20 protein-coding genes are annotated in these 23959 nt (G+C 45.0%); 7 read left to right on the forward strand and 13 right to left on the reverse strand.

Going from position 1 to position 23959, the window contains the following annotated elements:
• From BLV62_RS24470 to BLV62_RS24490, 5 genes are all read right to left on the reverse strand, one after another.
• Window positions 1-376 (reverse strand): transposase (locus tag BLV62_RS24470; protein ID WP_211118336.1); only part of this gene is annotated, 376 nt, incomplete at its 3' end.
• A gap of 204 nt (window positions 377-580) precedes the next feature.
• The gene (locus BLV62_RS24475) at window positions 581-2239 is read right to left on the reverse strand and encodes a L,D-transpeptidase family protein (RefSeq protein WP_089765190.1); all 1659 of its coding nucleotides are present in this window, start codon (window positions 2237-2239) and stop codon (window positions 581-583) included.
• A 155-nt stretch (window positions 2240-2394) separates the two neighbouring features.
• Entirely contained in the window at window positions 2395-3945 is a 1551-nt protein-coding gene (locus tag BLV62_RS24480; protein WP_089765191.1) for an Rne/Rng family ribonuclease, read from the reverse strand.
• A 457-nt stretch (window positions 3946-4402) separates the two neighbouring features.
• On the reverse strand, window positions 4403-5245 hold the full coding sequence (locus BLV62_RS24485) for a tetratricopeptide repeat protein (protein ID WP_089765193.1): 843 nt from the start codon (window positions 5243-5245) through the stop codon (window positions 4403-4405).
• Between the two features lie 24 nt (window positions 5246-5269).
• Window positions 5270-5557: an HU family DNA-binding protein gene (locus tag BLV62_RS24490; RefSeq protein WP_073084475.1), complete on the reverse strand. Its 288-nt coding sequence runs from the start codon at window positions 5555-5557 to the stop codon at window positions 5270-5272.
• A 220-nt stretch (window positions 5558-5777) separates the two neighbouring features.
• Here BLV62_RS24490 and mutY point away from each other — a divergent pair, with 220 nt between their 5' ends.
• The 6 genes from mutY (at window position 5778) to BLV62_RS24520 (ending at window position 11696) form a co-directional block, all read left to right on the forward strand.
• Window positions 5778-6851, forward strand: coding sequence for an A/G-specific adenine glycosylase (mutY, locus tag BLV62_RS24495; protein ID WP_089765195.1), 1074 nt, complete (start codon window positions 5778-5780; stop codon window positions 6849-6851).
• A gap of 195 nt (window positions 6852-7046) precedes the next feature.
• Window positions 7047-7505 carry a single-stranded DNA-binding protein gene (locus BLV62_RS24500; RefSeq protein ID WP_089765197.1) on the forward strand — a complete coding sequence of 153 codons (459 nt, stop codon included), beginning with the start codon at window positions 7047-7049 and terminating at the stop codon, window positions 7503-7505.
• 130 nt (window positions 7506-7635) lie between these two features.
• Window positions 7636-8979: a gliding motility-associated protein GldE gene (gldE, locus tag BLV62_RS24505; RefSeq protein ID WP_225889700.1), complete on the forward strand. Its 1344-nt coding sequence runs from the start codon at window positions 7636-7638 to the stop codon at window positions 8977-8979.
• A 23-nt stretch (window positions 8980-9002) separates the two neighbouring features.
• Entirely contained in the window at window positions 9003-9602 is a 600-nt protein-coding gene (gene gldD / locus BLV62_RS24510; protein ID WP_089765201.1) for a gliding motility lipoprotein GldD, read from the forward strand.
• 63 nt (window positions 9603-9665) lie between these two features.
• Window positions 9666-10235 carry a DUF3109 family protein gene (locus BLV62_RS24515; RefSeq protein WP_089765202.1) on the forward strand — a complete coding sequence of 190 codons (570 nt, stop codon included), beginning with the start codon at window positions 9666-9668 and terminating at the stop codon, window positions 10233-10235.
• Window positions 10236-10319: 84 nt separating this feature from the next.
• The gene (locus tag BLV62_RS24520; protein WP_089765204.1) at window positions 10320-11696 is read left to right on the forward strand and encodes a LutB/LldF family L-lactate oxidation iron-sulfur protein; all 1377 of its coding nucleotides are present in this window, start codon (window positions 10320-10322) and stop codon (window positions 11694-11696) included.
• Here the strand turns inward: BLV62_RS24520 and BLV62_RS24525 are convergent.
• The 7 genes from BLV62_RS24525 to BLV62_RS24555 form a co-directional block, all read right to left on the reverse strand.
• Window positions 11687-12787: an energy transducer TonB gene (locus BLV62_RS24525; RefSeq protein WP_168927982.1), complete on the reverse strand. Its 1101-nt coding sequence runs from the start codon at window positions 12785-12787 to the stop codon at window positions 11687-11689. The genes BLV62_RS24520 and BLV62_RS24525 overlap by 10 nt on opposite strands.
• 13 nt (window positions 12788-12800) lie before the next feature.
• Window positions 12801-13358 carry an RNA polymerase sigma factor gene (locus BLV62_RS24530; RefSeq protein ID WP_168927981.1) on the reverse strand — a complete coding sequence of 186 codons (558 nt, stop codon included), beginning with the start codon at window positions 13356-13358 and terminating at the stop codon, window positions 12801-12803.
• A 132-nt stretch (window positions 13359-13490) separates the two neighbouring features.
• Complete coding sequence (gene purH / locus BLV62_RS24535; RefSeq protein WP_089765210.1) at window positions 13491-15008, reverse strand: bifunctional phosphoribosylaminoimidazolecarboxamide formyltransferase/IMP cyclohydrolase; 1518 nt, start codon at window positions 15006-15008, stop codon at window positions 13491-13493.
• A gap of 167 nt (window positions 15009-15175) precedes the next feature.
• A complete protein-coding gene (locus BLV62_RS24540) occupies window positions 15176-17230 on the reverse strand; it encodes a ComEC/Rec2 family competence protein (RefSeq protein WP_089765211.1) in 2055 nt (684 codons plus the stop codon).
• Window positions 17231-17699: 469 nt separating this feature from the next.
• A complete protein-coding gene (carB, locus tag BLV62_RS24545; protein ID WP_089765213.1) occupies window positions 17700-20516 on the reverse strand; it encodes a carbamoyl-phosphate synthase large subunit in 2817 nt (938 codons plus the stop codon).
• 271 nt (window positions 20517-20787) lie between these two features.
• A complete protein-coding gene (locus BLV62_RS24550) occupies window positions 20788-21945 on the reverse strand; it encodes an MFS transporter (protein WP_089765214.1) in 1158 nt (385 codons plus the stop codon).
• A 27-nt stretch (window positions 21946-21972) separates the two neighbouring features.
• Window positions 21973-22719, reverse strand: coding sequence for a DeoR/GlpR family DNA-binding transcription regulator (locus tag BLV62_RS24555; RefSeq protein WP_089765302.1), 747 nt, complete (start codon window positions 22717-22719; stop codon window positions 21973-21975).
• Between the two features lie 83 nt (window positions 22720-22802).
• Here BLV62_RS24555 and BLV62_RS24560 point away from each other — a divergent pair, with 83 nt between their 5' ends.
• Window positions 22803-23339, forward strand: a complete 537-nt coding sequence (locus BLV62_RS24560) for a 5' nucleotidase, NT5C type (protein WP_089765216.1) — start codon at window positions 22803-22805, stop codon at window positions 23337-23339.
• Window positions 23340-23356: 17 nt separating this feature from the next.
• Here BLV62_RS24560 and BLV62_RS24565 read toward each other — a convergent pair whose 3' ends face one another.
• The gene (locus BLV62_RS24565) at window positions 23357-23902 is read right to left on the reverse strand and encodes a hypothetical protein (protein WP_089765218.1); all 546 of its coding nucleotides are present in this window, start codon (window positions 23900-23902) and stop codon (window positions 23357-23359) included.
• Between the last annotated feature and the right edge of the window lie 57 nt (window positions 23903-23959).

Consider the following 23959-nt stretch of genomic DNA (forward strand, 5'->3'; position numbering starts at 1 on the left):
CAGAAATGTCCCGAAGGCTCATGCCATGGCCGTACATACCGATAATCTTATTCTCAAGGCTCTCAGCAAGGATGGTTTCGCGCTTTTTGATAATCTGTGGCTCAAAACTGCTTGCCCTGTCGCGGGGTGTCTCCAGGTCGATTGTACCATCCGCTGTTTTAAGCCGTTTGCGGTTTTTACCGTTCTTCCGGTTACCATTTGCACGCTGCTCATCGTCTAAATAGGCTTCCATTTCTCCCTCCAGCGCGGCTTCCAGAATATCCTTTAGCAGGGGGGCAAAAGCACCATCTTTACCAAACAAGGACTTGCCAGAGCGCAGTTGCTCCAAAGTCTTGCGTTTGAGTTCTTCGTAGTCAAATTTTTCTTGTTGTTCCATAAAAAAAAACTGTGTTAAAGGTCTTGTTTTTTTAGCCTTTGACACAGTTTATTTTACAGTCTCGGAGCGAAGATTGTGTAGTGTTGTACAACATAATTTTTCGTTTCCTTTGCTTCTTAATCAACTTCTTCTCCCTTTGCTTTCTTATTTCCCTTAAAAAAATTCCTTACGCCTCTTTGCCCCCCTTTGCCTCTTTGCGTGAAACTACCTGCGCGCGAATAGCGTGGAAGCCAACTTCGCATCGTGGCCGTATACGTCGTCACGGAAATTGAGTCGTCCCTTTTCATCCACAAAGGCGGTGAAGTAAACGATGTATACAGGTATCTTATCCTTGATCGTTACATACTTTTCTTTGTTGCCATTCATCGCTTCATCGATCTTCTGTTCTGTCCAGGAAGAGTCGTCGCGCAATAACCACATGGCTAAACGTTTCGGCTCCTGAACCCGGATACATCCATGGCTGAACGAACGTTTGTCTTCGCCAAACAGGTACCTGGCCGGCGTATCATGCAGGTAGATATTATATTCGTTAGGGAACAGGAATTTCACTTTACCCAGCGAGTTTTTGCCTCCTGGTTTTTGTCTTACTATGTATGGAAAATTCCTTCCTGAATACTTGCTGAAATTGATAGACCCCGGCGATACTACTTTCCCGCTGCCGTTTACGATCTCCATATTTTGCCTTGCCAGGTAGCTGCCGGCGCCTCTTTTAAGGCCCGGTAATACTTCGTTCGACAAGATGCCCGGAGGAACGTTCCAGTAAGGACTGAATACAATATACCGGAGGTCTTTGGTGAACACCACAGTGCTGGTACCGGGCCGGCCAACCACTACATTGCAGGACCAGTCGAGCCTTCCGCTGTCGTATACCATCATTTTGAACTGCGGGATATTGACAACTATATGGTCGGAAGTTGGATCGATAGGCACCCAGCGGAGACGCTCCATGTTCAGCAACACTTTCTGTATCCTTTGCTGCATAGGAACATTCAGGGCGTCCAGTACATTTTGTTTCAGGATACCGTCCACTTTCAGTCCCATCCTGTCCTGGAAACTGCGCAAGGCGGTATCCAGGGCTGCGTCAAACGTGTTGGTGCTGTCGTTGACCGGCAGGTCGCCCAGGGCATTCAGTTTTGCTTTTACTTCAGCTATAACAACTGCTGAATCGCCGCGTTTCAGGGCTTTCTGGGTCATTTTTATAGAGTCCCATTTCTGGTTGCTGACAGCGACCAGTTTTTTCAGTTTTTGTTTCAGCAGTACGTACTGGCGGTTTACCGGTTCTTCTTCCTCAAAGGTATTGTTAGGCTTGCGGGTCATAGAATCCAGCAGGCTAGCCATATCAATTTTCTTGCGGGGAATGAACCATTCCAGGTCTTTGGCGGTATCGGTAGTAAGTCCGCCCCAAACTTTGTTGCCATAGGCAAAGAACTGGGAGGTAAGCAGCAGTTCGATCCGGGGCGCGGAGCTGTCGCCCTGCTTCAGCGGTACTTCGCGGGTGAGCAGGGTATCCAGCACGGCCGGGATCAGGCTACTATCGCCGATGCCGTAGGCGGCGTCGTTCTTCATCATGTTAATGAAGTTGCCTGCCTGTTCTGTTAGTCCGTCCTTATTGATCCAGGCGTAATGGAAATCCCTATTCCTGTAGAAATTCAGGATATAGTCGTTGTACGCGTTGTAGGAGGGATTTGATTCCAGGAATTTGTGAGCGTAGTTGCTGTCGACGGTGAGATCGATGTAGGCTTGTTTTGTGTAGTGAGAAGTATCTCTGGCCTTAGATCTTTTTCTGGAACCGCTTTGTTGTACGCATGCGGTAGTAGCAACCAGGAACAGTAGTGTTAGTACGGTATAGATACGTATAGTCATAATGTAATGGATGTGATTAAAACATGACAACCAATTAACAGGGGTAAAGGGTCATTTGTTGGTAAATGTATGAAATATATGGAGTTATAAGCCAGTGTCGATAAAAAAACAACGCTACCGGGGGATGGTAGCGTTGTTTTGAATTTCTTTGGAATTTATAGTTTGATTTCCTCGTCGTTCGCATCGAAGAACCTGTATTCGGTAAGGTGATAGTTGGAGTCGGCTTTCAATCGTATCCATTTTTTGTAGTGGAAGTACCATTTCCACTGTTTAGATACCAGGAATCCTTTGGTCAGGTAAGCGTATAAGATCGGGTGTATTCTGATGGTTAATCCTTTATGTTGATGATTGAGGAGGTATTGGAGATTTTTCTCAATATCCTCGAGGATTAGCATGGAAGCACCTATTTTTCCGGTACCTCTGCAGGTAGGGCAATCTTCTGCTACGGAGATGGTGATTTCTGGTTTCACCCTTTGGCGGGTGATCTGCATCAATCCGAATTTGGAGATTGGCAGAATGGTATGTTTAGCCCTGTCTTGGGCCATGAATTTCTCCATGGCTTCGAAAATGGCTTTTTTGTTTTCGGGGAGTTTCATATCGATGAAATCGATGATGATGATCCCTCCCAGGTCGCGTAGTCGTAGTTGCCGGGCTATTTCGGCGGCGGCTTCCAGATTGGATGCCAGCGCGTTTTGTTCCTGGTTGTTGCTGGAGCTTTTGTAGCCGCTGTTCACGTCGATAACGTGCAGGGCTTCAGTAGCTTCTATAATGAGATAAACACCGCTATCGAGATTGACTGTTTTACCGAAAGAGGCTTTAACCTGGCGGGTGATGCCGAAGTTATCGAAGATGGGGGAACCGTTGTTGTAATAGTTAACGATATCAGATTTTTCGGGCGCAATTTTCTGGATGTACGTCTTGGTATCTGTATAGATGTTTTTATCGTTGACAACGATCCTGTTGAAGCTTTCGTTGAGCAGGTCCCGGAGGATGCTGGTTGTTTTAGTTTGTTCGCTCAGGATCTTTTGAGGGGCCTGGGCGCCGTTCAGGTTTGACTGGATATTTTTCCAGGTTTGAACGAGGGTAGTCAGATCTTCGTGTAATTCTGCCGTTTTCTTTCCTTCAGCCGCTGTTCGTACGATGACGCCAAAATTCGGAGGTTTGATAGCTTCTACGATTTTTTGCAGTCTTTTTCTTTCTTCGGAAGAGTGGATCTTTTTAGATACGGCAACAATATCGTTGAAGGGCGTTAACACGATAAACCTTCCTGGTAAAGAAATTTCGCAGCTAAGGCGGGGGCCTTTAGAAGAGATGGGTTCTTTCAGAATTTGTACGAGGATATTAGGTTTACCCCCTAAAACATCGGTGATCTTTCCAGTCTTAACAATTTCCGGTTCATTTTTAAATTTAGTGAAATCGAAACCATCGGGTGTTTTATCACTGATGGCCATTGCAGTAAATTTAAGGATGGAACGGATATATGGACTGAGATCCGTGTAGTGTAAGAAGGCGTCTTTCTCGAAGCCTACGTCGACAAATGCGGCATTTAAGCCGGGTATAAGTTTCTTTACTTTACCCAGGTATAAATCACCTACTGCGAAGTTAGGATTGCCACTTTCGTGATGTAGTTCGACAAGCTTCTTATCTTCCAGTAACGCAATTTCTACCCCTGTGGGAGCCGCATTTATAATAAGTTCCTTATTCAAGCGTCCAAAATTTTAACCTTTAAAACTTCACCTTTATGCTATGCACACGGCTATTGAGAACAGCTTACTGCATACCAAAACAATAGCTCACCATAAAAAGTCAGCGTATTTCTTTCACGTTCGTGATGATGGATTGCTTAAGGGTTCAGCGATCACTGCAGGTAATGTCCGGAGAAAACAATTGCGGAGTCTATGGAAACAACCTGCATGACTATAGCAATTTAAGAAGTAAATGCTAAAATCATGCAGGATATATGAAAATTTTTATCCGACTACCGCGCCGGGAGAATACCATGTTAGTATAAATGGCGGGAAACTGGAGTAATTATTTCTTCTTACTTTTATGCCGGTTCTTTCTCAGTCTTTTTTTACGCTTGTGAGTAGCAATTTTATGTCTTTTTCTTTTCTTACCGCAAGGCATACGCTGATACGTTTTTAAATGATTGAAAAATAAATATTATTTAATGCTTTTGATATAAGTATCTACTTCCTTTTTGAGCTCCGGATCGCTCATGAATTCTTTGCTTTTTTCAAACAATTCAATGGCTTTTGCTTTATCGCCATTGCTTTTGTAAGCTTCTGCCAGAACGAATAACACTTTTGCATTATCCGGATGTTTTGCCCTTACCCCTTCCAGTCTTTCTATCGCTTTATCATATTGTCCTGATGTGATAGCCAGATTTGCCAAAGTTACCTGAGCATCAATGTTATCCGGATGTGCGGCAACTACTTCTCTTAATTTGGCAACACCTTGCATAGGCTCTCCGGTACTCATATATACCATAGCCTGAGATATTTTTAAGGTATCGTTGTCAGGATTCAATTTAATTGCCTGGTCGTACAGGGAGATAGCCTGCTCGGCTTCCCATTTTGCTACACGTGGATCTTCAGCGTGTTGCAGGTGGGCAGAAAATAAATTGGCTGCAAAGGTGAGGCTTTTTTCGGAATTTTCCAACTTAGCGGCTTCGCTAAGATAATATGCTGCTACCGGGAGCTGGTTCAGACTGTCCCAAATATTGTACAGTTGACGGAATGCGGCGATCTGCTGGGATTTTACATCCCCGCGGACAACATTGGTTTCAATAGTATTAACCTGTAATAATTTTTCTGAAGGGATCTTACTCTTAGCTACAGAGAGCAGTTCAGAAAAGGCAATAGGTTCCACATCCTGTCCGCCCTGCGCTGGGGCAGCAGATGACATAGGTTGCTTGCCTGACCGGGGCACGGTCTTGCCAAAGGCGAATAATATCACCAATAGTGCTACCGCGGCACCTACCAGAAGAACTTGTGATTTTTGCATCGCCTAAAATATTAGGCTGCAAAATTAAGAACTTTTAAGCTTCTTTACCTCAGCAACAAATTCTTTCGACGGTTTGAACGCCGGAATAAAATGCTCAGGTATCTCCACAGCCACGTTCTTCTTGATGTTACGCCCAATTTTAGCGGCTCTTTTTTTAGTGATGAAACTTCCAAAGCCACGGATATAAATATGTTCTCCATTAGCCAAGGCTTCTTTCACCTCTTTAAACATAGCCTCCAGTGTGACTAATACATCAACTTTGGGGATGCCGGTTTTTTCAGCAATGTTGTTTATTAAATCAGCTTTTCTCATATGAAAGCGAGAGGATTACTTTACTCTCAAAGTTAACTTAAAATTTCTAATTGCTGAATTTTAAGCAAATAAATTTTATCATTTTTTCTTATAACTCGTATTGGCGATAAATACATTTATTTGCGTTTCAGAAATCTCTATCTGTTGAACCTAAATAGGGTTTTTTCTACAGCATTTGCCATATCAATATACTAAATAATTTTATTAAAATAATATATAAATGGGCTCAGGCGAAATTTTTTTTACGGAAAAATTACTGGAATGGAATAAAGAGCAGAATAATCGCAACATGCCCTGGAAAGGCGAAAAAGATCCTTACAGGATCTGGCTCTCCGAAATCATCCTCCAGCAAACCCGCGTAGAACAGGGCTGGCCCTATTACGAACGGTTTATCAGCCACTACCCTACCGTGCAACAACTGGCCGCAGCGCCCGAAGAAGAAGTCTTCCGCCTCTGGCAGGGACTCGGATATTACGCCCGGTGTAAAAATATGCTGGCAGCTGCCAGGGATATCACTGAAAATCACGGGGGTAAATTTCCCTCAACCTACGAGCAGATCAAATCCCTGAAAGGGATCGGCCCTTATACAGCCGCAGCAATCGCGTCTTTTGCCTTCAATCTTCCCCATGCTGTGCTGGATGGCAACGTGTACAGGGTACTCGCCCGCTTCTTTGGCATCGACACGCCTATCGACAGCCATGCAGGAAAAAAACAATTCGCCGGACTGGCGCAATCCCTCCTGCCAACCGATAACGCAGCCTCTTATAATCAAAGCATTATGGATTTCGGCGCCGTGGTATGCAAACCTCAGCAACCAGCCTGCGACGATTGCCCTCTTCAAAAAAAATGTGTTGCCTGCCATCAACAACTGATCAGCCTGCTGCCGGTGAAAACTAAAAAGATCCAGGTGAAAAAGCGCTACTTCAACTATATCATTCTTCAACACAACGATAATATTTATATCCGTAAAAGAACAGCCAACGACATCTGGCAGAATTTACACGAGTTTATTCTCGTGGAAACGGACTCTGCTACAGATATTACGGCGCTGCAATCTCACGCCATGTTTAAACAACTATTAGGAAACATTCCTTTCTCTATAGAAAAAGTTTCGGCTGTCTCGAAGCAACAACTTACACATCAAACCATCTTTAGCCAGTTTATCACCCTCCGGGTGGCGGATCTGCCAACATTGAACGGATATATTCCGGTACAGCAGCAGCAATTGAACAACTATGCGTTCCCAAAGACTATTACCACTTACTTAGAGCGTAACAGCTTACAATTGTTCTGACACACGCATAAAAATTAAAAATATACATTAAGCGCTAACCTACTTCAGCAGAGATTCGTAACGGCTAAATCCGTTACAATCGGCTGCCAGTAAAGAAATTTTTCCTGTCGATTAGAAAAAAATATTAACTTTAAGAAGGTTGTTTATTTATTTAAAAGAAGAACATTTTAACAACAGGCTAAAAAACCTACAACTATGAGAGGTGTTAATAAAGTAATCCTGATAGGCAATTTGGGCAGAGATCCGGACGTACAGTTTCTTGAAGGGAACATAGCAGTAGCTAAATTTTCGCTGGCCACTACTGAAACCTTTAAAGACAGGGCCGGCAAGCTCATCTCACAAACGGAGTGGCACACTGTGGTTTTATGGCGGGGACTGGCAGAACTTGCGCAGAAATACCTGCACAAAGGGAGTCTTGTTTACATTGAAGGGCGTTTACGTACCCGTAGCTGGGAGGACAAAGAAGGCAATAAAAAATTTGCCACCGAAGTTGTAGGAGACAACCTTGTTATGCTTGATAAACGCATGGACCTCAACAACCAAGATCACCCCATTGCTCACCACAGCGGCTCAGGTTCAGGTAGTGGAGACAATTATTCAGGACTGGATATTCCCCCTTCTCTGAATGAACCAGCAGATGATCTGCCGTTTTAAACGTTTCTGAAATATTAACTTGTGAACGCAAGTAATGCCGTATAAGGACATTACTTATATTTGCGTGCCGGGAAAGCAATTCCTTGAATTACTTTCCCATATTTCTGTTTTTTCACCAAAGTTGAACATCTTGGGTATCCTTTCGGCAAGCAACGTATCCTATTTATTACAAGCCAGTGCACCCATTGCAACTCCGAATGTAGTGGTGTTCCTGCTGGTAATTTTTGTCTTATTGCTACTTACCTTCATCGTTTCCGGTGCAGAAGTAGCTTTTTTTTCCTTGAATTACAAAGACTTAAATGTCCTTAAAACAAGGCAGAACTCTTCCGGCAAACTCATCACCAAACTGCTGGAAAAACCAAAATCATTACTGGCATCCCTGCAAATTGCCGGTATCCTCCTAACCATCGCGTTCATCCTCATCACCAATTACCTGGTAACCCAGATGGAAGACCTGCAAACATTGCCGGTTGTTTCGTTTGTGGTACGGATAGCCGCCATCTGCGTTATTCTACTGTTCTTCGGACAAATACTCCCAAGGGTCTGGGCCGCCCAGAACAACATACGTTTTGCCACCTATTTTGCCTGGTTCGTTAGCCTGATCCATGCAACCCTGGAACCGGTAAGCGATTTCTTTGTAAGCCTCAGCGGCAACATAGAAGCTAAACTGTTCCACCGGACAACCGGACCGGTCAACTACCACGAAATCGATGAAGCCATCGAAATGAGCGTGGACCCAACCGCTTCCCAGGAAGAAAAAAATATCCTCAAAGGCATTCTTAAATTCGGCAATATCACCGTAAAACAGATCATGAGAGGCCGGCTCGATGTTAATGGCGTGGAGTACGACAGCTCTTTTGACGAAGTGGTGAAACGGGTAGCCGATCTTCATTACTCCCGTTTACCCGTCTACAAAGAAAACCTCGACAATATAGTTGGCGTCATCCATACCAAAGACCTGCTTCCTCATTTGGATAAAGGTTCATCTTTCGACTGGCATGAAATCATGCGCCAGCCATTCTTCGTACACGGCCATAAACTGATAGAAGACCTGTTGTCTGAATTCCAAAGCCGCCGTATGCACTTTGCCGTAGTAGTAGACGAATTCGGAGGCACCTCCGGTATCGTAACCCTGGAAGATATTATGGAAGAAGTAATAGGGGATATTAAAGATGAGTTTGACGAAGAAGAATTCAATTACAGCAAGTTAGATAACTTCACCTATGTTTTTGAAGGTAAAACCATGCTGAATGATGTTTGCCGGATCATGGACCTCCCTCCCGATACTTTTGAAACAGTGAAAGGAGAAAGTGATTCATTAGGCGGACTGATTTTGGAACTCGCCGGAAAATTCCCTGAAGAAAATAGCGTTATTAACTACAATAATTACGATTTTACTGTACTTGAGGTCAATAAAATGCGTATCCAGAAAGTGCAGGTAACTGTTCGTCCTGATGCTTCTGAGAAAGTATAATTAAGTAGTTAAATAGAAAGACAATGCCGAATTTAAATGGAAAGACGCTGGTAGTAAGCGTCTTGTTGTTGCTTGCATTGGTTGCCTGTGATAACGTGCCAACTCCTAAGCCCAGGGGATATTTTAAGATCAGGTTCCCTGAAAGGAAATACAAGAAGTTCGATATGCCGGACTACCCTTATACTTTCGAATACCCGGAATATGCCAATATCGTTAAAGATACTTCCTTCTTCGGCGAAGCTCCCGAGAATCCTTACTGGATCAACGTTGATTTCCCTTCCCTGAACGGGAAGATCTATATGAGCTATAAGATCATAGGCGGCAAAAATACCTTCTCCAAACTGGTAGACGACGCCTTTAAAATGACCTATAAACATACTTACAAGGCTTCCTACATTGATGAAAATGCCATTCACACCAACAATAACGTGATGGGCACTTTTTATGAAGTAGGAGGCAATGCTGCCTCATCCAAGCAATTTTTTGCTACAGATTCTACCAGGCATTTCCTTAGAGGGGCTTTATACTTCGATGCCACGCCCAACGCAGACTCCCTGGCCCCGGTTTCCAAGTTCCTGGAAGAAGATATGTGGCATCTTGTAGAAACCCTGCAGTGGAGATAATTATCTAATGATGTAACTTTGTGAGCAGACGTAGCCTGCAATCGGGCTACCGACCCTTTTCAGATGATAATTATCGACGATAAATACATAAGTGACGAAGTAATTGAAGAGCAGTTCGTATGCAATCTGTCGGCCTGCAAGGGCGCATGCTGCGTGGCAGGTGACTGTGGCGCCCCCCTGGATAAAAACGAAACGAAGATTCTCAAAAAGATTTATCCTCAACTCAAACCTTACCTGCGCGAGGAAGGCATAGCAGAGATCGAGCAAACAGGCACCCACACTACCGATAAAGAATACGGCTATGTTACGCCCATCGTCAATAAAGGCATCTGCGCTTATGCCTCTATAGATGAACATGGCGTTGTTGGATGCGCCATTGAGAAAGCATACAAAGACGGAGCAGTAGATTTTAAAAAGCCTATCTCCTGTCACCTCTACCCCATCAGGGTAACGAAGTACGAATCGTTTGAAGCGGTGAATTATGATCACTGGGATATCTGCAAACCTGCTTGTAAAAACGGTAAAGCATTACAGGTTCCTGTCTATCGTTTCCTTAAAGAAGCGATCATCAGAAAATACGGCACGGAATTTTATGAAGTGTTGGACAAAATAGCAAGAAAACAGTACAAGTAAGGATTACTGGTTAACCGATATTCAATTATCGTTTCTAAAAATCCCAAATCCTGAATTATCTTTAATGAGGAATATCGCAGGCTTATGCATCAAATAGCAGCTACCTTTCTTGAGAAAAGTGAAATTAAAGCGAGTGACTTAAGTCATAGGGCTACCATCAACTTCAATATCGGCAAATACAACAATGCAGTAAAGAATGGCAAATTGCAATTCGCCGATCTGGCTGTAGCGCGGGAAAGAGCCAAGAATATCAAGTGGCGGGCTATTGAGCACCTGGATAATCACCTCGAAGAATTTGAACAGAACTTTACCCGCCGCGGAGGCAAAGTGATCTGGGCAGAAACAGCCGAACAGGTACAACAGGAAATACTGGCAATATGCAGGGCCAAGAACTGCAAAAGCATCGTGAAAAGTAAATCCATGGCTACCGAAGAGGTACACTTGAATTCCTTTATGGAATCCAATGGCATTGAATGCGTGGAAACCGACCTTGGCGAATATATCCAGCAACTCGATGGCGAACCTCCCTATCACATTGTTACTCCTGCCATGCATAAAAGCAAGGAAGACGTTGCCCGCCTCTTCGCAGAGAAGCTCGGTACCGACCCTTCTTTAACACCTGAACAACTTACGCTGGTTGCAAGGGAAAAACTCAGGAATAAATACCTCGAAGCCGAAATAGGTATCACCGGCGCCAACTTCATCATTGCAGATACCGGCTCTGTTGCCGTTACTGAAAATGAAGGAAATGCCAGGCTTACCACCGCCTTTCCAAAAACCCATATCGTATTGGTGGGTATTGAGAAGGTGCTTCCTTCTATCACCGACCTTGGCCTCTTCTGGCCATTGCTGGCCACCTACGGCACCGGGCAGCATGTAACGGCGTATAACAGCATCTTCAGCGGCCCAAGACAGGAAGGAGAAGTAGACGGCCCTGAAGAAATGTATGTGATCCTGATGGATAACGGCCGTACCAATATCCTGCAGGATACCGTAGCCAGGGAAAGTCTTTATTGCATTCGCTGCGGCTCCTGCCTGAACGCCTGCCCTGTGTACAAGAACATTGGCGGCCATACTTACGATACTACTTACAGCGGACCTATAGGATCTGTTATCACCCCGCATTTGCAGGGAATGGATTCGTATATGCACCTTAGTTTTGCGTCTTCCCTGTGCGGCAACTGTACAGAAGTTTGCCCTGTGCGCATCAACCTGCATGAATTATTGCTCCATAACAGGCAGAAAGCCGTGGAAGAGAACTTTACTTCCGGGGGAGAAAAGTTTGCCTGGTTTGTATGGAAGCAGGGATGTACCAGCAGAAAAATGATGAATATGGCCAGCGGCAAATGGAAGAATTTCTTTTTCCGCAGGTTCTTTTCCAAAGGATGGGGAGATAACAGGGAATTGCCTGTTTTTGCTGCAAAGTCGTTCAACCAGCTCTGGAAAGAACGTCATTCCTGATTTTTACCGGCTACAAATCTTATTTTTTGTGTAACCCTGGTTGGTTTACCGTCTGAAGACGGTTTCCAGGCCGGACCTTCTTTGATCAGCCGGATCGCTTCCTCATCGCATTCTTTACTCAGGTGATTCTTAATCCTGAAGTCCTGGAGCGAGCCATCAGGCATTACCACAAAAGATACTTTTACTGTTCCTTTAACATTATTCGGGTTCCTGGTATTGGATTTCAGGTAACGCTCATAAGCCGTTTCTCCATTCACGGGAACAGGCGATACATAGTCGGTAGTTGATGCTTCTTCATCCGCCGGGCGTTTGCCAGCCTTTACTCCTCTGACAACCACTGTTTCATTCAGAGAACTATTGCCCCGGATCACAATTTTGTTGTTGTTCCGGCCTGCCAGATCTCCGTTTGCAGAGTCATACTTCGGTTGGGGTGTGTAGCCGATAACTACCTCATTCAAATGCTTATTAGAATCCTGCACCTCAACTCCTGCTATCTTTCCTGATAAAAGACCTGCCGATGTTGAATCGGCTACTTCGGCCTGCTGTTCTGCAGCCACTGTTTTAGCGGCTTTCGCAACTTCTGCCATTGGGGCAGGAACCGGGGCCGGTGGTTTTGGCTCAGCCTTGGTTATTTGCCTGGCAGGTTTATTCGCCTGTTCCGGCGAATCTGCTTTTTCTTTATATGAATCGGCTGCTGCCAGGGAAGGGGCCGGGGTTGGCGCAGTATCGGCAGGTACTGCCTTCTCCTGCTGCACTGAAGCTACATTTGGCGTTACTTTCCTGGTTTGGTCAACCAGGTACCAGCCTAATCCCATTAACAATATAATAGCGGCTGCCGCTGCCATCCTGTACAGCGTCCTTATTTTGCCGCCGGCTCCGGCCTGCGGCTTTTCGGCCACTCTTTTGTTTAAGGCTTCATTTAAGGCTTGCTGATGAATACGCTGATCTGGGTTATGTTGTTCATACCCTTCCAATGCCTCGGCTAAAAACGGATCGTCCAACGCCTGCCGTTCGAGTTGGTGCATAGCCCGGTCGTCCAGCTCTCCAGCCAGGTACTGACGTATTAATTTAGCCAGCTCCTCCGAGTTCATATGTGGTTGACGATCAGGCATTTTGTTGCTCAATACATATTTTTAGATTACGCTTCCCGTTTTGAATATAACTTTTCACTTTATTCATCTCGTAACCCGTAATACTGCTTACTTCCCGGTAACTTTTCTCCTGAAGGTAAAACAGGTCAACGCTCCGTTTTTGTTCTTCCGGCAGCGTTTCCATGCACTTTTCCATCTGTTGAAGATGATCTTCCAGCGTTATTCCACCTTCATGATGATTTATTTCTTCATTTTCCACAACAGTAGTGTCGTCAATTGAGACTTGTAAAGATTCTTTATGTTTCATTGACCGGATCTTCATCAGGCAATGGTTCCTGGTCAGCACATGCAGCCAGCTTTTAAAGTTCTGAACTTCATACTGTTGCAGCTTGGTGATCAACTCTTCGAAGATCTGCATCACTGCGTCCTTACTTCCTTCTTCATCAAAATATTTCAGGCAAACACCGTACACCAACGACATATATCGCTGGTAAAGTGCGGCCAGGATGTCGAGATTGCCAGTTTTTTTATATTCCTGGATCAATTCGGCATCCGAAGCCTCCTGCATCATATTTTGGCGAATAAAGGACAAAGGGTCTTAAGTAATTAAAACAATACTATTAAATTTTTCCGAATATCTGATTGCCTAAAAAAGAAAGCACTAGCCAATGCCAGTGCTTTCAAATATTTGGTATACAACAAATTAGTGTCTGAAGTGACGCATACCGGTAGTAACCATCACCATTCCGTTCTGTTTGCAGTATTCGATAGAGTCGTTATCTCTAACTGATCCGCCAGGCTGAATAACCGCGTTGATACCATGCTCGTGGGCAATAGTAACGCAGTCATTGAATGGGAAGAAGGCGTCGGATGCCATTACCGCTCCTTTCAGATCGAAATTGAACTGGCCTGCTTTTTCGATGGCGTGACGGAGCGCATCGATGCGGGAAGTCTGCCCGCAACCTTTACCAATCAGCTGCTGGTTTTTAACCAGGGCAATGGCGTTAGATTTCAGGTGTTTAGCGATCAGGTTAGCGAATTCCAGGTCTGCTTTTTCTTCAGCAGTAGAAGGACGTGCCCCTACTTCATTCCATTCAATATAGTTTCCTTTATCGCTGTCTTGCAACAATACGCCGTTCAATACATTCTTGAACATGTATTTGCTTTGAACCGGTTGTTTTTGTTCCAGCAGGATGCGGTTCTTTTTAACCTGCAATACAGCTAATGCATCCGCATCGAAGCCAGGAGCAATGAGGATTTCGAAGAAGATCTCGTTGATAGATTCGGCTGTTGCTTTGTCAATAACCTTGTTAGTTACCAATACGCCGCCAAATGCACTTTCCTTATCTCCTGCCAGCGCCGCTTCCCAGGCTTCTTTCAGGGTATTGCGGGTAGCAACGCCGCATACGTTGGTGTGTTTGATCACCGCAAAAGTGGTTTTGCCTTCAAACTCCTGGATCAGCTGGCAGGCTGCATCTACGTCTACCAGGTTGTTGAACGACAGTTCTTTACCGTGCAGTTTATTGAAGACTTCATCCAGTTTGCCATAGAACACGCCTCTCTGGTGAGGATTTTCGCCATAGCGGTTCACCTGGCCCTGGGGAACAGAAACCTGGAAATAATCTCCCGGTTCGTTGTTCAGGAAGTATTGAGAGATCGCTACGTCGTAGTTCGCACAAACCTCAAATGCTTTGGAAGCAAAGTTCCTGCGATCCTGGATCGAAGTAGCGCCATTATTTTCTGTAAGTACTTTTTCCAGGTCAGCATACTGATCTTTAGAAGCAACGATTACAACATCTTTATAGTTCTTAGCAGCAGCGCGGATAAGGCTTACGCCGCCAATGTCGATCTTTTCAATGATGGCCTGTTCTTCTGAAGTGCTTTTTACTGTTTCTTCGAACGGATACAGGTCTACAATCACCAGGTCGATTTCCGGGATCTCGTATTGTTTCAGTTGCTCCAGGTCCTGTGGATTATCGCGGCGTGCGAGGATACCACCGAATACTTTAGGGTGAAGTGTCTTAACACGACCGCCCAAAATAGAAGGATATGCAGTCAGGTCTTCCACCGCTACACATTTCACTCCCTGTTCTTCGATAAATTTCTGAGTACCACCGGTAGAGTAGATTGTTACTCCCTGTTCGCCTAACTTTTTAACGATATTCTCCAGGTTATCTTTATAGAAAACGGAGATCAAAGCTGTTTTAATTTGCTTTTGCATGAATGGAAAACATTAGAATTTAATAACTAGAGGCCGTTGATCTTGGACCGAAAAGAGTCGCAAAGTTAATACGTAACAATCATTTTTCCATTTTCGTTCAGCCAGTTAGCCAGTGATATTTAGAGATTTAGATAATAGCTATTAAAAATCAGCTGATTTATAAAGTATCAATATTTCATATTTATCATTAAAGCTTTTTGCTCATCCACATCATAGTATGCTTGTTGTGCCTGCCGGCAGTCTGCCCGCCATTGTTCACGCTTATGCTTCCTTATACCGGCAGGCAATACCAGGAGTTTAAAATCGTATAGGCGCCGCAGTTGGGACAGGCGACTGCTGGTCTGGTCTGTTACCACCAGGTAATCCAATTTCAGGGGTTGCCTGGTATAACAACGTGGCAGGGCGCCGGCCAGCATGATCCTTTTTCCTCCAAAAGCAATATAGTTGCCGTAATGCGATAGTTTTAAAGTGGCAGTTACTCCCAATGCCGATCTTGCCAGGCGCACCAATTCCGGCAGCGTATCTGTTGTTGCCAGGTGCATGGCTTTATTTCCCTGTATGCAGTCTATAATCGTTTGCCTGGGCGAATGATAGACCATCAGCCATTTTTGCTCCCGTATCCTGAGCTGCCAAAGCGCTTCATCTGCCGCCATTCCCCAACAGCAAAGCAATGCGAACAGGCAACCCTGTTTCCAGCCACGCATCCACCAACCGGCCAAGCTACAGATAAGCCCATAACACAACCACATTTGCAGGGCGCTAAAATGAATTCCTTCAATAACAGCTCCGGGCAAATGGCCCAGCCAACTGATGACCCGGTTCATAAAATGGATCAGCCAATACACTGCCTTTCCCATCCAGGCCGCCAGCAACGGGAAAGGAACAAGCATCAGTAAAAATGCTTCCAGGTAAATAACAACTGTAGACAAAGGAACCGCAACCAGGTTAGCCAAAAGGAAATAACTCGGAAACTGGTGAAAGTAGAACAAAGTAACCGGAGTGGTTAATAATTGCGCCGCCAGTGAAATGGCGACGGATTGCCAGATCAGTTTAATAAATTTAGACCTGGTGCTTACCAGTTCATAAATACGGTTATAGAACAGCATAATACTGCCTACTGCCAGGTACGATAGCTGGAATCCCAGGTCGAAGAGCAGGTAAGGATCATAACTTAATACCAGGAAAGCGGAGGCTATAAACGTGTTGTAGCTATGCCCCTGCTGTTGAATCACGAATTTCCCTGTTACCATAACACTGCACATTACCACCGCTCTTAATACAGAAGCGGAAGCGCCGGTGATCAGTGCAAACGTCCATAATACAAAAAGGATAATAACTGCCTGGAGCAGACCTGTATATTTTCGTATAGGCAAGAACTTTAGTAACACCAGCAGCGAACTGTATAGCAATGCCAGGTGCATTCCTGATATCGCAATTACATGCACAATACCGGCGTTGGAGTAAGCGCGGGCCACTTCTTTATCCATATCCTGCCGGTAGCCAATCAATAAGGCTTCCGCCATCCCGGCTTCGGGACCGTTTCCTATGTATTTTTTCAGTTGTTGCAGGCACCAGCCGGCCAGGTTTTCAATCCAGTCGGTGTGCCGACGGGTTTGCAGCGGAAAATAAGCAGCCTGGGTGATGTATGCCTGGCAGAATAGTTGCTGCCGGGCGCAGAACTGTTCGTAATCGAAGCTTCCGGGGTTCCCGGAATTAGCGATCCTTTGTGGAACCGCCCTTGTTAAAAAGCGGCTGCCTTTACGCAATTGAAGTTGTTTTGGCCAGTAGAGGATCAGCTGACCGCTTGTTGAAACCAACCCGCAAGGGCCAATAACGGCACTCACCATACCCAGCGCTTTGTATGAATTAGCCTTTTCTTCCGGTAAGGAATTTACTTCTATCAGCAGGAATGCTCCCCCTGCATACCTGTTGCCGAAATAACGGCGATCCTGTTTAATATCTACCTTCCAGGTTATCCAGGCGCCGGCAGCAAACAATAACGCCAATACAATAAAACCGGATATTGCGTTGTAATATCCTTTGGTTGCAATTGGCAGGTTTTGCAGCAATACCAGGCAAACGATGCAACCAATAAAAACACATTTTATGGCCGGAACGGGCAGCGGATAATATACCTGCCCCAATATGCCTCCTGTGAAAGGAAGGATAAGCCGAATAAAAGGATGGCGATTCCAGGGACTAACAACGCTCTCAGGTTCCATAGAAAAAGGTTAACTAACGGCTGTAAAAATAGGGAATGAAGCACCTCGAAATGTTTTACGAATGTTAAGACCCGCCTGTCTTCCAGCCATAATATTTATATATGAACACTTGAAAACTTGCTGAAAATAGCCTGCAAACTCATTAGATTAAAAATTGATACTATATTTTTAATATATTTAAAATCAATTATTAAAATATTATAGTTTCACTCATCTGTTATTAATTAGTTAACATCTCTTTTAAATATAATATTATTTGTAAAATGCATTACCGGTCACGCTATATGGATTGTATCAAGATTCAATAGTCGTGTCTTTAATGGTTATTTTGAGGGAAAAGAAGGAGCCTGATTTTCATCAGGCTCTGTTTTTTTAAAGGACTATATCAACAATTTTATTGTGTGAGCATAAAAACAAAGGGCTGTCTCTACCTGGTAGAAACAGCCCTTTGCCCGTTATGTGAATACCCTTACTTGCTCAGGTACATGCTCTTTTCTTTGAACAGTTGTCTGAAGTACGGATCGCGCAGATCTTTAATAAAGCGGATAGCTTCACCGGTAGATTTCATTTCAGGTCCGAGTTCTTTGTTTACACCCGGGAATTTATTGAATGAGAACACTGGTTCTTTGATCGCAAACCCTGTAAGTTTCTTTTCGATCTTGAAGTCTTTCAGTTTTTTCGCACCGATCATCACTTTGGTAGCAATGTTCAGGTATGGTACCTGGTACGCTTTGGCGATGAAAGGAGTGGTCCTGGAAGCACGTGGGTTAGCTTCGATCACATACACGTTGCCATCTTTGATCGCGAACTGGATGTTGATCAACCCGCGGATGTTCAGCGCTCTTGCGATCTTCTCTGCATAATACTCCATAGTAGTTACTTCGATCGGCGAGAGGTTGAACGCTGGCAGCAATGCATGGCTATCGCCACTGTGGATACCTGCCGGCTCTATGTGTTCCATTACACCCATCACATGGAAGTCGGTGCCATCGAAGATACCATCGATCTCTGCTTCCTGGCAACGATCAAGGAAGTGGTCGATCAGGATCTTGTTACCCGGCAAGTGTCTTAACAGGCTAAGTACTGATTCTTCCAGTTCATCTTCATTGATCACTATACGCATTCTTTGTCCGCCCAATACATAAGAAGGACGCACCAGTACCGGGTAACCTACTTCCTTGGCTACTTCGATAGCTTCGTCGGTATTGTAAGCGGTACCGTATTTAGGATAAGGAATACCTAAATCTTTCAGCATGTCGGAGAAACGGCCCCTGTCTTCAGCAATGTCCATATTGTCGAAAGATGTACCGATGATCTTAATGCCATTTGCTTCCAGGCGTTTCGCCAGTTTCAAGGCTGTCTGTCCACCTAACTGAACGATCACACCTTCTGGTTTTTCCAGGTCGATGATCTCCCTGAGGTTTTCCCAGAATACCGGCTCGAAGTACAGCTTATCTGCCATATCGAAGTCGGTGGATACGGTTTCAGGGTTGCAGTTCACCATGATCGCTTCGTAACCGCAATCCTGGATGGCTTGCAAACCGTGCGTACAGCAGTAGTCGAACTCGATACCCTGACCGATCCTGTTAGGACCTGATCCCAGTACGATGATCTTTTTCCTGTCGGTAACCTTGCTTTCGTTCTCTGTATCGAAGGTTGAGTAGAAGTATGGCGTTTTAGCTTCGAATTCGGCACTGCAGGTATCTACCATTTTGAAGGTACGGTTGATGCCTAATTCTTTACGTTTCGCATATACTTCGTCCTCGTCGCAGTTGCCCAGGATCACTGCCAGCTGCGCGTCGGAGAAGCCCAGTTTCTTGGCATCTCTCAACAGTTCTGGCGTAATGGTTTCGAGGTCCAGTTCTCCCAGTTGCTTTTCCATGTTCACGATATCCTGGATCTGGTTCAGGAACCAACGATCGATATACGTGAGCTGGTGAATATGTTTTACAGAAACACCTGCCATCAGCGCATCTTTAATACGGAAGATGCGATCCCAGGTCGGGCGTTTCAGTTTTTCCATCAGTTGTTCAGACTTCATCAGCGACTTGCCATAGTAGCCAAGACCCAGTGCATCGTTTTCGAGGCTCTGACAGGCTTTTTGAAGCGCTTCAGGGAAGGTGCGGCCGATAGCCATTACCTCGCCTACAGATTTCATCTGAAGACCTAAAGTATCGTCTGCTCCTTTGAATTTGTCGAAGTTCCAGCGAGGCATTTTTACGATCACGTAGTCTAATGCCGGTTCAAAGAAAGCTGAAGTAGTTTTTGTGATTTGGTTTTCCAGTTCATCCAGGGTGTAGCCAATTGCCAGCTTAGCGGCAATTTTAGCGATAGGATAACCGGTTGCTTTGGAAGCCAGCGCAGAGGAGCGGCTTACGCGGGGATTGATCTCGATGGCGATCAGTTCTTCGGTTTCAGGATTGAGAGAGAACTGTACGTTACAACCGCCGGCGAAGTTACCGAGGTCGCGCATCATCATCATTGCCTTGTTACGCATATCCTGGAATGCGGTATCACTGAGCGTCATTGCAGGAGCAACAGTGATGGAGTCGCCCGTGTGAATACCCATCGGATCAAGGTTTTCAACGGTACAGATAATAACTACGTTGTTGTTTTTATCTCTCAGGAGTTCCAGCTCAAATTCTTTCCAACCCAGTACTGCTTTTTCTACGAGCACTTCGTGGATAGGAGAAGCTTTCAAACCACGGTCGAGCGCTTCATCCAGTTCATCTTTACTGTGAACGAAACCGCCGCCGGTTCCACCCAGGGTGAAAGAAGGACGGATCACTAACGGGAAACCTATCTCCTGTGCAAATTCTTTTCCTTCCAGGAAAGAGTTGGCAGTTCTGGCAGGAGCTACAGGTACGCCGAGCTGGATCATCCACTGGCGGAACTGTTCGCGGTCTTCCGCTTTATCGATCGCTTTAATGTCGACCCCAATCAGCCTGACATTGTTTTTCTCCCAGATGCCCAATTCATCAACTTCTTTACAGAGGTTGAGTGCGGTTTGGCCGCCCATGGTCGGTAATACGGCATCGATCTGGTTTTCTGCCAGTATCTGTTCAATGCTTTCCACGGTTAATGGCAGCAAATAAACCTTGTCGGCCATCATTGGATCCGTCATAATAGTAGCCGGATTGGAATTAATCAAAATCACTTTAATTCCTTCTTCCCTTAACGAACGTGCCGCCTGGGATCCAGAATAATCAAATTCGCAAGCCTGCCCAATAATGATGGGTCCGGAACCAATAATTAATACTGACTTGATAGATGAGTCTTTTGGCATTTGTGTAATCTATTGAAAATGAAAAACCAAATTGATCTTTCTGCCGTATGAGGGACCAAAAAAATCGTGCAAAGTTACGGAGAATGAAACTTTTTACACAATCTTTTTTATCAAAAAGTATAGTTTTTTCTAAGGCGGAGTTTGTTTCTCTACAGATTTAGAGAAAATAATATGTTTAATTATTAATTTGTGAGAGAAAGCATCCCCGGCTCATGTCTATCAATTCTTCCATCCATCATCATAAAATACGGCCTGCGATAGTGGTATAAACTCAATCCACTTTTATCCGCGCCGACATTACAGAAATAGACGCACCCATTACCGCGATCAATGCAAAGGCGATCCGCAGGTTGGTAGCCTGTGAAACAAATCCAATCAGTGGCGGTCCGAAAAGAAAGCCGAGGTAGCCGATGGTAGAAACGGTTGCCAGGGCCATACCGGGAGTCATGATCTTAGAACGCCCTGCGGCGCTGTATACCAGCGGAACTACGGCAGAAACGCCCGCGCCCACGAACATAAATCCTATCAGGGAAGGGAGGAAATAAGGCGCTAATACTGCGATCATCAATCCGGTTGCGGTGAATAAACCGCTGCCCAGCAACATCTTCTTTACTCCAAACCTCGTGGTCAGGTAATCGGCTATAAACCTGCCGGAGGCCATGGTACTCATGAACGCAGCATAGCCTGCTCCCGACAACCCGGGTCTTACTTCCACTACCCTTCTGAAATACACGCCGCTCCAGTCGAACATCGTTCCTTCGCAGATCATGCTGCACATGGCAATTATACCCAGGGTAAGGAGGAAAAGATCAGGTTTACCGAATAAAGATGGCGCATTGTTCTCGCTGCGGATGTTGGACAGCAGGTGATTCATTGCTATCCCAACTATAGTCCATGAAATCAGGGTAATGATAAGAAAGTGATATAAAGGGGCAAGATGTAATCCTGTCATCAATGTTCCGATGGCAGCGCCGGTGAAACCTGCTACGCTCCACAAACCATGAAACGAAGCCATAATGGAACGGCCGTATAATGCTTCCACTCCTACTGCCTGCGTATTCACGGCAATATTTGCGAGGTTGCCGCAAAACCCGAAGAATACAAGGAAAATGCTAAGCTGCCAGCTGCTGTGCGCCAGTCCAAGTACCGGCAACACTATAGAATACGCGATAGCCGCCAGCAGCAACACCTGCCGGCTTCCATACTTGGAAACAAGGATACCTGCAATAGGTAACGATATAATAGAGCCTACCGGTAAAGCCAGCAAAACTCCTCCCAGCCCGGCATCGTTCAGTTTCAGCATCTGCTGAATATCCGGGATGCGGGACGCCCAACTGGCAAAACATAGCCCAGTCAGGAAGAATAAAGAACTTACAGCAATCCGGGCTGCTCTCTTATTGTCCACTATCATTGTGACATCTGATAACATCTTCGACAGAATAAGGAATTAAAGATTTTAAATAACCTGAATTCCAAGGTTTATATATGGCTTAACGGATGGAAGATCCGGATTATCTGTTACGATCGTATCCAGATCTGTAATATTACATACTTTGAATGGTTCTGCAGTACCCATTTTATCGGTTGTGGATAAAGCGATGGTTTTATAGGCCGATGCTACCATCACACTTTTAACATCCGCTTCCCCGAGTTCCAGCCCTGTTACGCCGGCTGTAGGATGCAGGCTGCAGATGCCTAAAAAACAGATATCCGCTCTTACTTTTTCAAGCATCCTGATAGTGTCGAGCCCTCCTGCTGTTTGCGAGTCTTTTCCTATCAAGCCCCCTGTAAAAACAACTTCGATCACCGGGTGCTCAATCAGTTGAGATACGATAGGGACGCTGTTCGTGATAACCTTGATATGCAGATTGGGGGGAAATAATTTGACGAGGGTAAGTGTGGATGTACCACCATCGAGGATGATCGTTTGCCCGTTGTGCAGGAATTGCAGGGCTTTTTCCGCCATGTTGCGCTTATCATCCTGGTGATGTTTGATCCTGTCTTTAAAGGAATAAGGATTGGGAGAATGGGGAATAGCGCCTCCCCTAACCTTGATCAGCTGGCCGGTTTGAGCTAAAGATTCCAGATCGCGGCGTACAGTATCTTCCGATACCTGCAAATCGTTGCTTAGTTCGGTTTGCAACACTTTATGATCTGTTTGTAGTTTACGGAGGATATAATCCAGCCTTTCTTCCTTCAGCATAAAACTGCCATTTTTTGCAATATTATGAAATATTCTGCAATATTTCGCAAAATATCGCATAACTTTGCACAAAACCGCAAATTATGGCAAGAATAGCAATTGACATGGACAACGTAATGGCCGATCTGACTCAGCATTTATTAGACGTATATGAGCAACAGTATGGCGTGTCCATTGATCCGGCTGCTTTGGACAACGTTCCGGAAGGCAGCGCCTTTCCTGAAGGGGTAGCTTACAAAATATTGCAAACACCCGGCTTTTTCAGGGGCATCCCGGTAATGAAAGACAGCCAGGAAGTGATCAAAGCATTGAGCGAGCAGCACGAGATATTTGTTGTTTCGGCAGCAATGGAATTCCCGCATTCCCTGACTGAGAAACTGGCATGGCTGAACGAACATTTCCCGTTCATCAGTTGGAGAAACATTGTGTTTTGTGGAGCTAAAACAATTGTGGAAGCAGATTACATGATAGACGACCACGATAAGAACTTAAGTACATTCAAAGGAAAGCCGTTGTTATTTACAGCTCCGCATAACCTGTTGCTTACTGATTACCGCAGGGTAAATAACTGGAAAGAAGTAGCAGAATATTTTGCATTAGATACAGCTCCGGTTGTTTGATATAGGCAGGGGGGAGCTTATTTCGAGACGATAGATTCCAGATCCATTATTTTTTGCTCCAGTGTCGCGATCTTACGGATATGCTGATGATTGGCCTCGCAAACATCGAGATAAGCCTCCCTCCAGTTAATTTCCTGGCTGAAAAGCTGAGGTGTTTCAAGGAACGAGAGATCGGGGAATAAGCCGGAGAGCTTCTCCAGTTGCAACGCACTGAATACAGGCGCATCTACCCATTCGAAAAGTTGCGAAGGCGATAACTGTAACGATTCTGCGAACCGCTCGATCTTCATCCCCAGCTTTGCCAAATGCAGCAGCAGCAATTCGCCCTGGTGACATGGCGCGCCTTCAATCGAACTCCAATGGTAGAATTCTTCCTGGGAAACGGGAACAGCTGCAAGCAATGCAGCGAGCTTACTTTTTTTGATGTTTGCCTGCCAGAAATAACGATACAGCCCCTGGGGACTCATACTCACTTTTTTAGCATACTGCAGGATAACCACTTCTTTACGCCGCAGAATTCTTCTTAACCTGGCTCCTTCATGGATAGTGTATGGAACGGACATGGTTTAATGGATTATTTGGGTATTACTAGGTTATTTGAGTACTTACAAATGTAACAT

The sequence above is a fragment of the Chitinophaga terrae (ex Kim and Jung 2007) genome, assembly GCF_900107795.1.
Lineage (GTDB): Bacteria > Bacteroidota > Bacteroidia > Chitinophagales > Chitinophagaceae > Chitinophaga > Chitinophaga terrae.